General features: G+C 34.9%; 7 protein-coding genes. All 7 read right to left on the bottom strand.

All coding sequences use genetic code 11. The features are described 5' to 3' along the window. Nucleotides 1–34: 34 nt before the first annotated feature. Nucleotides 35–850 (bottom strand): purine-nucleoside phosphorylase, encoded by an 816-nt coding sequence (locus CELAL_RS04645; RefSeq protein WP_013549751.1) that lies wholly within the window; start codon nt 848–850, stop codon nt 35–37. Between the two features lie 5 nt (nt 851–855). Beyond that, entirely contained in the window at nt 856–1,464 is a 609-nt protein-coding gene (locus CELAL_RS04640) for a TIGR04282 family arsenosugar biosynthesis glycosyltransferase (RefSeq protein WP_013549750.1), read from the bottom strand. A 10-nt stretch (nt 1,465–1,474) separates the two neighbouring features. Next, nucleotides 1,475–1,963: a rhodanese-like domain-containing protein gene (locus CELAL_RS04635; RefSeq protein WP_013549749.1), complete on the bottom strand. Its 489-nt coding sequence runs from the start codon at nt 1,961–1,963 to the stop codon at nt 1,475–1,477. 141 nt (nt 1,964–2,104) lie between these two features. Continuing rightward, the gene (locus CELAL_RS04630) at nt 2,105–5,425 is read right to left on the bottom strand and encodes a VCBS repeat-containing protein (protein WP_013549748.1); all 3,321 of its coding nucleotides are present in this window, start codon (nt 5,423–5,425) and stop codon (nt 2,105–2,107) included. A 350-nt stretch (nt 5,426–5,775) separates the two neighbouring features. Then, nucleotides 5,776–7,383 (bottom strand): fasciclin domain-containing protein, encoded by a 1,608-nt coding sequence (locus tag CELAL_RS04625; RefSeq protein WP_013549747.1) that lies wholly within the window; start codon nt 7,381–7,383, stop codon nt 5,776–5,778. Between the two features lie 39 nt (nt 7,384–7,422). Next, nucleotides 7,423–9,123 (bottom strand): RagB/SusD family nutrient uptake outer membrane protein, encoded by a 1,701-nt coding sequence (locus CELAL_RS04620; protein ID WP_013549746.1) that lies wholly within the window; start codon nt 9,121–9,123, stop codon nt 7,423–7,425. Nucleotides 9,124–9,126: 3 nt separating this feature from the next. Further along, nucleotides 9,127–12,252, bottom strand: coding sequence for a SusC/RagA family TonB-linked outer membrane protein (locus CELAL_RS04615; protein WP_013549745.1), 3,126 nt, complete (start codon nt 12,250–12,252; stop codon nt 9,127–9,129). Nucleotides 12,253–12,309 lie beyond the last annotated feature (57 nt).

Genomic DNA, 12,309 nt, shown 5'->3' with positions numbered 1-12,309 from the left:
GTTACTTATTTTTTCGTTGAATGGGCTTAAAAAATTAAAGTTGCTTTATTAATTCTTTAAAGAGACGAACCATATTAGGTTCTGTTTTTTCAGCAATCGCAATTATTTCGTTAATGTCTACTGGTGCAAGGTTTTCAGGATCGCACTCATCTGTTATCACAGAAACAGCTACAACAGGTAGGCTTAAGTGGTTTGCTACGATAACTTCAGGTACGGTGCTCATGCCTACAGCATCTGCACCTAATATTTTTAACATTCTATATTCTGCCTTAGTTTCTAATTGCGGACCTACAACAGCGGCATAAACACCTTCTTTTAAAATTATATTTTCTTTTGCAGCAATAGAAAGAAGCTTTTTACGCATCTCAGCATCATAAGGACCGCTCATATCTGTAAACCTGCTGCCAAACTCAGCTACATTCTTAAAGGCTAAAGGAGAGCCTCCTTGAAGGTTTATGTGGTCTTCAATAAGCATCATGTTTCCTTTCTTTAAATCTGTATTGATTGCACCAGAGGCATTAGAAATAAAAAGTTTTTTTATACCTAATTGATGCATCACACGTATTGGGTACGTTACATCAACCAAATCATAACCTTCATACCTATGGAAACGTCCTTGCATGACTACTACTTTTTTACCTTGAAAGGTTCCAAATATTAGTTTTCCTGAATGGAATTCTACTGTGGCTAATGGAAAATAAGGAATATGGTTATAGTGTGCTTCAATAGGATCTTCTAATTCATTAGCTAGCCTGCCTAGTCCTGTTCCTAATACGATTCCTACTTCTGGAGCGTCAAAACCCTTACCAATTAGGTAGTTAACAGATTCATCTAATTCTCTTTTCGTCATTGCTATTATTTTTTTAGTAAAGCATTAAAAGCGGGATGTTCATTAATATCTTCAAGAATATCAACATCATTTCTAGTCTCTAATAAGGTTACTTTTTTATGTTCTAAATTTTTTAAGGTATCTTTTAATACAGTGGGGGTGCCCCAGGCTTTATCAGTGAAAACAGAATGCTCTACTGTTTTCATACCTAATAAATAATATCCGCCATCTTCTGCTGGGCCCACAACAAAATCAGAAGAATCTAACAGATTAAAAGCATTTTCTAGATCGGCTTGGCTTAAATCATACATGTCACTACCAATAACGATTATTTTTTTATACCCTTGCTTGAAGCCTGCTTTAAAAGCGTTTTCCATTCGCAGTCCAAGACTAATTCCTTCCTGTAATCTCTTTTCGTACGTTTCGTTATTCCAAATGTCACTTTTCCAAATTGTCTCGGAATAGTATACATGTTTTTTGACCTTTAAGTTTTGTGTAATTTCTGCAGTATGGTTGAGTAGAAATTTATAGATTTCTAATGCTTTCTGATCTCCTACACTTGCGGCTAATCTGGTTTTGCATTTACCAAGTTCTGGATTTCTGGTAAAAATTAAAAGAAGGTTTTCTTTAGACACGGGTATAATTTTAATTTATAATTTTAGTTCCTTTGGTCAATAGTTTCCCCCAGTACTTACTAAAAACATGGACTTTATCGGTACGGTTCTCTTCAGCATCATATATGGGTAAATCTTCCTCCATCCATTTAAAAATTCCACCATATAAATTTTGAACATTTGAATAGCCGCTGGCAACTAGCTTTTCTCCAATATTTTCTGAACGGACTCCTATAGAACAGTAAACAACTATTTTTTGACTCTTGTTTTGAACGTGTATATTGTTAATGTCAAAATGATCATACCCTACCCATATGGCATTTTTTAGGTGGCTAACGTTATATTCTTTTAATTCTCTCGTATCTAAAATAACGAGGGAGTCTTGGTTTTTTAAATCTGCTGCCGTTATGTAAGGGATACTTTCTTTATTTAGTTTTTCTAATGTTTTTTCAATTGTTCTTTGACTAAACAAAGGACTAAGTGATAAAAGCATTAAAGTGATAATAAAAGTATATTTCATTATAAAAAATATTTAACTATTGCCAACAAATATAGATTTAAGAAGGTTGTTATAAAAGTTGGTTGTCTGCAATTTTTTGTAAATTTTAGAGAATAAAAATATAACGAGTTAAATTGTTTTTTCTTATCTGTGTAAATTTTACTATTTATTTTTTTGAAAAATTTTCAAACTATCTCTATTTTGAGATACTATAATATAAGGGTTTTTCTCTTTAGCGTGTTTTACTTTAATCATGTGTTTTGCATCACCTGAAACTAAAAACCCACTTTCACTAGTTTTAATTGTCTTGAAATTTCCTTTTCCATCACCTTCTAATAAACATCCATTTAATGCATCATAACGGCCTATGAAAACTTCATTTCCAAAATCGTTACCAACTAATAAAAGGTCTAAATTTCCATCATCGTTATAATCTAAATTTAAAATGCTATTTATTGGAGCGATTTGTGCTTCCCATGGCAGTTGTGTGTATTTGAACTTTCCGTTCCCTAGGTTTTCAAGATAAATACTTCGATCGTAATTGCCAATTAGAGTGGTGGCTCCTTCTAATTCTTCTTTAGAAAAAATGGTTTTCTCTGTGGCTAGAGCATACTCTTTATAGGAGTTGAATTTTGATCTAAATATAGTGCTTTGACTATAAAGATCTCCCCAGAAATTAACAGGGAAAGATTTAAAATTTTTATCGTCATAACTATTTTTAAAGTATGCAAACATGACAGGATCTATCGTTCCGTTTTTATCAAAATCTTTTGAGATTAATGTAATAGGTCTTTCTTTTGAGGGTTGGTAGAAATTATTTGCACCCATGTTCCCAACGATAAAGTCAATATCTCCATCATTATCAAAATCTGCTCCTGATATAGTTTCCCACCATCCAATAAGATTATCTACCCCTGTATTTGTCATTTTTTTCAATGACTTAGTATCATTTTTAAAAATAGTTATAGGCATAAACTCCCCAACTAAAATTAAATCTTTAGTGCCATCTAAATCAATATCGTCCCAAGTAGCACTTGTAACCATGCCAATATTTCTTAGTTCAGGAGCATAACTATCGGTAACATCTTCTAATTTCCCTTTATTATTTTTAAGTAAAAAGCTCTTGTCTGCAATGGGGTATTGAGCAAAAGGAGTTCTACCACCTATAAACAAGTCAACATAACCATCATTATCAAAATCATTTACAGAAACGATTGCGCCACTAGAACTTATTTTTGGCATTTTGTCCAATGCTAAAGTAAAGTTTCCTTTACCATCGTTAATAAGAAGTCTGTCTTCGTAAAAGCTATCATCTAGCATAAATTCATTACTACCAGAAACTAAATACATGTCCAGGTCACCATCATTATCTAAATCAAAAAATGCGATACTTTCTTCCTCAAAGTTCTTGTTCTCATCATCATTAAATAAATTTTTCTGAATAAAGTTGCCTTCTTTTTGTTGAAAAAATAATTGAGGAGAAAAACCAGAAGAACTTCCTATGATAAAATCTTCTAGCCCATCACCATTGAGGTCTCCAGAGGCAAGACAAGGTCCGTTTTGCGTAAGTTTGTGAGGTAATATACGCTGCGCATTAAAATCTATAATATCTAATTCTTCATGTTTATAATTGATATTTGTTTTATTTGTAATATCAGTTAGTAGCGATTTTGATTTTTTTGCAATAAAAGGAAAGCTTAATTCTTCTGTCCGTGGTAAGTGTGCATTATTATAATTGAATTCTATTTTTTGGTTTGCATTTACGTTTGATAATTTTTCAAATTTACCGTCAGCCCAAAGAACTTCTATGTCTTTGATGATTTTTTCTGCGCCTAAACCAAAATGCATCTTACTATCTACAGAAGACATGTATCCTCTACTTAAATAATGTTCTTGGTATTGAAATAATTCATTTTCAAATCGGACAAGAACTTTACTGCCAATACCTAATTTATTGGTTTTAGGGCCAATTAATGCAACCTGTATATAATTATTTTTTTTAGTACTATTATTTTCAAAAAGGAAAGCTTCATCATTAATATTGTTAACGATATAATCTAAATCGCCATCATTGTCTAAATCTGCATAGGCTGCTCCGTTTGAAAAAGAAGGAATATTAAGACCCCATTCTTCTCCTACATCAATAAATCTGCTTTCTCCATCATATTTGTAGGCGTAATTTGGAGTTTTTATTTCAGGAATAGAATCTAATATTTGACCATTACTTAAATAACGACTTACATTAAATTTGAAGTCACGAAAGTCTAAGTCTGTAATATCTCTAGGGAAACCATTCGTTATTAGTAAATCTTTAAAGCCATCGTTATCCATGTCTGCAAACAGGGGAGACCAGCTCCAATCTGTTTTAGAAACGCCAGCCATAAGACCAATTTCGCTATAGGGAATGCCGGGGCCATTTCCTTTTTGCAGCATATTTCTGCTGTATTGATATTCGTAATCGAATTTATCGTTTAGGATGTAGTTTGTGTATTTATTTTTGTCAATGGTAGTTTTTAGTCTCTGATTTGTTTCCCCCAACATGTCAAGCGTAATAATATCTAAGTAGCCATCATTGTTGAAGTCAGAAATGTCTGATCCCATTGAAAACTTACTTTGATGTTTGATAACCTCTTTTATTTGGTTTGAGAAAGTCCCATCTTGATTATTAAAATAGAGAATGTCATTTGATAGGTAATCATTACTTACATAGATATCTGGCCAGCCATCGTAATTTAAATCTGCAATCGCTAAGCCTAAGCCATACCCTTCAATAGTAATTCCGGCGTCAAGAGTCACATCCGTAAATGTTCCATTACCATTGTTGTGATATAATTTATCATTACTTAAAGAAGATCCATCAATTATTTTTTTTCTGTAATTAGAGGGAAGGATATGGATGTCTACATTATTAAGCACGTATAAATCTAATAGCCCATCTTTATCATAATCAAAAAAAGTAGCATTCATACTATTTTCATTACCTGATATTCCGTATTCACTAGCTTTTTCTTTGAAGGTTGGAGTACCATCTTTATTTACTCCTTGGTTTACAAAAAGCTTATTTCTTTTTTTATCTTTTGACAGCATTGCAGAGCAAACATAGATATCTAATAAACCATCGTTATTTATATCTACAAGGGCAACACCCGTATTCCAATTTTCTTTAGCTTCAATTCCGGATTCTTTGGAAATATCTGTAAATTTTAAATCTCCTTTATTTAGGTATAGCTTGTTGGCTTGTTGGTTACCAGAAAAGAAAAGATCTGGTAGGCCATCATTATTAAAGTCGCCAACAGCAACACCACCACCATTAAATATATACTCATTATTAATAATGTTAAAACTATCAGTTTCCACTATTTTGTTGTTAAACGTAATACCAGAATGATTGGAGGAGATTTTTGAGAATAGCGTATCATCTTTCTTTCCGCAAGAACTGATTATTGAAAATATAATAATTGAAATAAAGATCAGATTTTTCATTGTGTCTGGTGTGTTGTGGTATTTGATCAATTAGGGCGTTGTACTGTAATTTATGGGTCAAATTAAGAATTATTAGTGACACTCACGACAAGAGAAAGTATTAGTTTGTAAGTTTTTAGTAATTCATAATTTGTTTCAGAGTAACTGAGTAACTTCAGTAGGTATTTTTTTTAAATATAACTCAAATTGCGTTGTTAGAGGAGTGTAAAATCAGTCCAACAATCACTTTTTTTTAGTCCTAGTAAAGCTTAATAGGGCTAATTTATTTCAAAAAAAAACCACCCAACAATTAGGATGTTGGGTGGTTTGATATTTTTCGCGCTAAAAAATGTTAACGGAAAACTATGGTATTATTCCATAGCATTAATAAAATCAATAGCGCTCTTAGGTAGTAAAACCTTGTCTATAATATGGGCTACACCATTTCTTGCTAAAATATCTGATGTTGTTATATTGGCATTTACATCATTTGTTTCATCGCCAATAACAAAATTACTAGAGCCAATAACGTTAATGATATCTATATCTCTTTCTGATACCGTGGTAACCATTCCTGCCACTAAATCCTCACTTACTACTTTGCTTGCTAATACGTGGTATAGAAGTATTTCCTTAAGTAGTGCTATTTCTTCTTCTGTATCAAAGCTAGCTATGCTTGTGTAGTCAGCTCCTAGTGCATCAAAAAGATCTGCAAAAGCAGCATCAGTAGGAGCAAAAACAGTCGCAGGTCTAAAATACGTGAAATTAGTAGCTGTTGTATCCTGAACGTTTAAAGCATCAGTAAAAGCATCCACTAAATCGGTTGCTATTAGAGCTTCTTCAAGTGTGCTTAATTGAGGAGTATTAATTACCGTTGTAGCTAAATCATCAGAAGCCAATAAAGCTATGAAGTCTAATGCAGCTTGCGGTAAAAGTACTTTATCAATAATGTCTACAACACCATTTTTTGCATCGAAATCTGCAGTGATTGTGCTGGCTGTTACAGCAGTAGCATCACCAAATGCAAATCCGCTACCATCAGCAATTACAGCAACAAGATTATCTTCTAAAAGTGTTATTGCTGGGCCCACTACTAAATCTGTAGATTCGTTTGCAGGTGGTAATACATGGAATAAAAGAATATTGCTTAATAATTCAATTTCAACCTCATTGTCAAAATCATCAACACTAGTATAATCATCTCCTAGAGCATCAAAAAGATCCTCAAAGGCCTGGTTGTTAGGGGCTAAAACTCTTGCGGTGTCCAATGCTGCAATGGCATCTGATAAACCAGCTTTGTCTATAGCGCTCGCCAAAATACTTAAATCAGCAGTACCTTTTGCCCATTCTAAAAGTGTAGGACGGGTATCAAAACTTAAGGCATCAATGGCAGCTTGTGGTAAAAGAACTTTGTCTATTAAGTGAACAATTCCATTATCTGCGAAGTTGTTTGCTTGAGTTACGGTAGATACAGGATTTGTTTGATCCAATTTTGTCGCATCAAGTAGTTGTACATCACCATCAGCAGTCACTATTACAGATAGGTCATCTCCTAAAACGGTGGTTAGTGTAGTACCGTCAGAAAATGTACTTGCTTCTAAGTTGCCAGAAACCACATGATAGCTTAAGATTTGCGAAAGCAAGTCTTTGTCTATATTGGCTAATAAATCTTCAGTAGCGGTAATTTCTTCTGTAGTCTCATAACCCAATGCTACTGCCAATGCCGTAAATGCAGCATCAGTTGGAGCAAAAACAGTGAAAGGCCCAGTACCCTGTAATGTTGCGGGAAGATCTCCTGTAGCGGCAATAAGAGCAGCTTCTAAAGATGTAGCACTTCCACTTGCACTAATTCTAGTATATACAGTTCCTGGTCCCACAATAGCTGCTCCGGGAGAATCAACCTCGTCATTATCACAGGAATTTAATCCTACTAATGCGAGCATCGATAAAACAATACTTATAGTTTTAAATTTATTCATATCTATATTTTATTAAGATTTTATTGCTTGAAATTTTAATTAATATCCTGTATTCTGGTCTAAAATACCTCCACTTTGGTCAATGGCATTTACAGGAATTGGGAACAGGTCAAATTTCTCTGAGTACGCTCTGAATCTACTATAATCAGATTGATTAATGTCTGCAGCTTCATTAGTGATGTAAGCGTTAATAACTTCTTGCGCAACACCCCATCTTCTTAAATCAAATAAACGATGTCCTTCCATTCCCAATTCTAAGCGACGCTCAAAACGCACTGCTTTTCTAGCAAATTCTTGACTTGCAAAAGCGCCATAAGGTTCAATTTTATAATTAGCAGCATCACCATCATCCTCTTCGTTTTGAACATAGGTCATATTTTTTGCTCGGTTACGAACTCTGTTAACATAGTCTAAAGCAAGGGCTAAATCTGGAGCAGATTTTTCAACAGCAGCCTCAGCGGTCAATAGTAATACATCAGCAAAGCGCATCACATTGTAATTAATACCAGACCAATCGGATCCCCAACCACCAGTTCCGCGGTTAGCATCAACCTCATCAGCTTGGTATACATTTTTCTTGGGCAAGTAAGGACCGGAAACATCAGCAAAAGTAGCTCTAATCCATTCTTTCCCTGGATTTAAACCAAAACCATTATAGTCGATACCTCTTCTAGATACAGTGTAATCTAATCTAGGGTCTAAAGGCCCGGTATGCGGGGTAAAATCATCAGCACTCTCAATACCATAATCATTAGTAACGTCAGTGGCAGCAAAAGTATCCAATAACGGTTGTCCGTTAGCATCTGTTTGGTATGCATTTACTAAATCTTGTGTGGGTTGGTAAAAACCGCAACATGTTGCTAATGGCCCACCGCCAGGAAAATTTAATGTACCTGTACCGTTACCATTAAAAGAGCGTCCGTCATCAGAAACATATTGAACCGCAAACATTGATTCTGAACTATTCTCTCCAGCAAAATTAAAATTATTTACATATTCAGTGTTCAAAGAATAGGGTCCCGTAGTTACCACTTCATTTAATAAAGTAAAAGCCTCGTCCCATTTTTCTTGATATAGATACGCTTTTCCTAAAAATGCTTTTGCAATCCAAGAATTAGCTCTACCATTTACTACTTCAGGCCCTAAATTATCAATTGCAGTTAAAAAATCTGCTTCTATTTGAGCCCATATAGGTCCAGGGTTTGGTTGGTTAAACTCAAGGTTATCAAAGTTCTCAACAGAAATAAAAGGCACGTTTCCGTAAAACTTCTGAAGTTCAAAATTGTAATATCCTCTTAGAAAAGTAGCTTCACCTATTTGTTGGCTAAAATCGCCCTCAGGAATAGTATTAATTAGTGATAATACAGCATTTGAACTATTTACGCCACCGTAAAGTGCGCTCCATCTTCCCAAAAACCATCCGCTTCCAGTTTGCCAATCTAGAGTTTCCACTTGAAATAACTCTGTGTTATCACCATCGGTACTTCCTCTATGGGCATCATCAGAAACTACATCGGTCCACCAGTTGTCTGCACCTGCTGCAGTTCCTTCACCGAGTCTTCCTATACGTTCTCCATCCATTGCAGAATAGGCAGCAGTTAATTTTAAGTCTACCCCCTTAGCATTTTGTAAGGCTTCATCAGAGAGTGCTCCTGTTGGAGCAATATTCGTAAAGTCATCACTACAGGCACCTAGCATCATGCATGTCAGCGATATGGTATAAATTATATTCTTTTTCATTTTTTAAAATTTTAAGTTGATACCTAATGAATAAATTGAGGCTAATGGGTAGTTGTTGTCTGACACACCAATAGTAAGGTTGTCTATAGACCCATTACTATTAAATCTTGGTTGTAATTCTGGATCTACACCGTCATATCCAGTAATAGTAAATAAGTTAGTACCTTGAAGGTAGAAACGAACACTATCCATTCCTAATAAGCCAGATACTTGATCACTAAAGGTATACCCAATTTGTAAGTTTTTCATTCTCATGTATGAACCATCTTCTACAAAAAATGAATTGGCATTACCTTCGTTATTCGTGATACTCTGACTAAGTGCAGGTAAAGAGGCGTCAAGATTAGTTGGAGACCATGAGTCTAAAACTCTTACGCTTCTATTTGCATTGAAAAAAGTAGGTAAATCTGTATATACTTTATCATTGTTGAAAATATCATTTCCTTGAGACCCTTGGAAAAAAGCAGAAATATCAACCCCTTTGTAAGATGCACTTAAGTTAACACCATACGTAAAATCAGGGTGTGGGGAACCTATAAAAGTTCTATCGTCATCGTTAATCGTACCATCATTATTGATATCACTATATTTAAATCTCCCAACACCATCTGCAGCAGAAGCAAAACCTTGATCTGCGCTTGCACTTACTTCAGCTTCTGAAGCAAAGATTCCGTCAACTATTCTACCATAAAAAGATGATATAGGTTGTCCTTCTTGAGTTCTTGTAACAGCACCAGTAGTTCTAAAGCCGTCAAATCCTACTTGGAAAGCACTGATTAATTCCGTAACCTCATTTTTATAACTTGAGAAATTAAGGTCAACGCCGTATTTAAAGCCTGAATTCAATTCATCTGCATAACTAAGTGTTGCATCAATACCTTTGTTTTCGATAGAACCAAGGTTAACATAAGGAGCATTTGCAGCAATTGAAGTTGTACTAAATGCACTGTTATCTTGACTAATTAAATCTTTAGTTTTAATAATGAAATATTCTGCTTCAAGATTTAATTTGTTATTGAAGAAACCAAGTTCAACGCCAAAGTTTGTAGTTTCACTAGTTTCCCATTTTAGGTCTGCATTACCTACAGACTCTAAAAGAGCTCCTTGAGTTACTGCACCACTACCGTTAAATCCATAATCTGCATACTGTCCACTTAATACAGAAATATTGTAAGTAGGATTATCTACAGGAAGAGATTGATTCCCTAATTGTCCCCATGATCCTTTAAATTTTAATCTACTCATAATAGCATCAGCAGGCCAAAAGTTTTCATTACTAACAACCCATCCGCCACTGAATGAAGGGAATATATCGCTTTGATTATCTCCTATGAATCTAGAAGATCTATCTTGACGTACCGTAGCTGTTAGAAAATATTTACCTGCGTAACTGTAATTCGCAGTACCAAAGACAGAAAATAAAGAGGATGCATTGTCATAGGCGTAGGCTACGTTAGCAGCACCACCACCATTTTCTAATAAATAATAGTCAGGAGTTTCAAAGAAGAAATCAGTTCTAGAAATTTCTTTACCTTTTCCATTAACGTTTAATGCTTCAATACCTACTAAGGCATTAATACTATGTTCTCCGAATGATTTGTTATAACTTAAAGTGTTGTTCCAAACCCACTCGTACGTGTCTTGGTCTGCTTCTGTAAGTGTATTTGTAGAGATAGGTTCTGAAGACTCAGGAATTAAGGCTCTAAAACGTCTATCGTTATAGGCTTTAATAGAACCACCAATAGAGGTTTTGAATTGTAAGCCATCTATAATATCAAGCGTAGCGTAGATATCACCAAAAACCCTAAATGATTTATTAAAATCATTAGATTGTCTATTCGCCTCTGCTATTGGATTGTTTGGATTAGAAAGTCCAGTATCATTACTGTAGTTACCTGCGTAAACACCTGCATCATCGTAAACCGGAACTAACGGAGACATTCTTGTTGCGAAATTATACCAAGACTGACCACCACTTCTTCTATCAAAAGAGATGTTAGCATGTTGACCAACTTTAATTCGATCACCAATTTTAAATTCTGAGTTTAATCGCATTGATCCTCTTTTGAAACCCGTTGCAATTTGAATTCCTTCACGATTTAAATAACTTGCAGAAAACAAGAATTTAGATTTTTCATTACCGTTTTCAAGAGTTATAGAGGCATTTTGTGTTATTGCGGTTCTGTATAGTTCATCTAACCAATCTGTTCCTCCATTAGGTTTTACCGTTGCAGAAATCCCATCTGGAGTTCTTTGTAAAGTTGTTGGTGTAATAGGACTTGGTCCGTTACCATATTGTGCGTGCGAAGGAACACCACCATCATTTCTAATACTTTGCCAGATCATGTCTCCATGTTGTTCGGTATTCAATAATTCAGGAAGGTTTGTAGCAGCAGAGAAACCAGTGTACGTATCTAAAGAAACTCGTGCCTTATCCATATTATAACCACCACTTCTAGTAGTAATAATCACAACACCATTAGATGCTCTAGCTCCGTATATAGCGGCTGCACCATCTTTTAGTACATTCATTTGAGATATATCTGCAGGATTAATGGAGTTTAGGATACTCGCGTCATCTGTCTGTACTCCATCAATAATATAAAGTGGGTCATTACTGTTACCAGTACCATACCCTCTTATTCTTACGGTTGGTGATGCACCTGGAGATCCGTTGTTGGTAATTGTTACCCCAGAAACCCTTCCTTGTAATGCTTCGGCAGCATTTACGATTGGAGCTTTTGTTGCTTCCGAAATATCAACACTACCTACAGAACCCGTAAGGTCTCCTCTAGTTTGTGTAGAATATCCTGTTACAACAACTTCTTCAAGTGCTGCGGCATCTTCCTGTAAAACTACATTTATCGTAGATTTTCCGTTTACAGCCATTTCCGTTTTTTTGTAGCCTACATAGCTAAAAACTAATGTAGCATCTGCTTCAGCATCAATGCTAAAGTTTCCGTCAAAGTCAGTTTGTGTTCCAATTGTTGTTCCTTTAACAACAACTGTTGCACCAGGTAATGGGCCAGTTTCATCTGACACCGTACCAGTAACCTGTTGCGCATTACTAAACCCGAAGCAAAGCAAGGCTCCAAGGAATAATGCACTTTTAAGTGATTTTAGATTCATAAATTTTAAGTTTAGTTGAATTAATTTTGAGTATTAAAGTTGTACGAAATTACTTAT

It is taken from the genome of Cellulophaga algicola DSM 14237, from assembly GCF_000186265.1.
GTDB classification, from domain to species: domain Bacteria; phylum Bacteroidota; class Bacteroidia; order Flavobacteriales; family Flavobacteriaceae; genus Cellulophaga; species Cellulophaga algicola.
Note: the sequence above shows the minus strand (reverse complement) of the source record. Positions and strands in the feature narration are given on the sequence as shown.

Excerpts from the sequence above, each read along its gene's own strand:
- CELAL_RS04645 (WP_013549751.1), bottom strand. The coding sequence starts at position 850 with ATGACGAAAAGAGAATTAGATGAATCTGTTAACTACCTAATTGGTAAG.
- CELAL_RS04635 (WP_013549749.1), bottom strand. The coding sequence starts at position 1,963 with ATGAAATATACTTTTATTATCACTTTAATGCTTTTATCACTTAGTCCT.
- CELAL_RS04630 (WP_013549748.1), bottom strand. The coding sequence starts at position 5,425 with ATGAAAAATCTGATCTTTATTTCAATTATTATATTTTCAATAATCAGT.
- CELAL_RS04625 (WP_013549747.1), bottom strand. The coding sequence starts at position 7,383 with ATGAATAAATTTAAAACTATAAGTATTGTTTTATCGATGCTCGCATTA.
- CELAL_RS04620 (WP_013549746.1), bottom strand. The coding sequence starts at position 9,123 with ATGAAAAAGAATATAATTTATACCATATCGCTGACATGCATGATGCTA.
- CELAL_RS04615 (WP_013549745.1), bottom strand. The coding sequence starts at position 12,252 with ATGAATCTAAAATCACTTAAAAGTGCATTATTCCTTGGAGCCTTGCTT.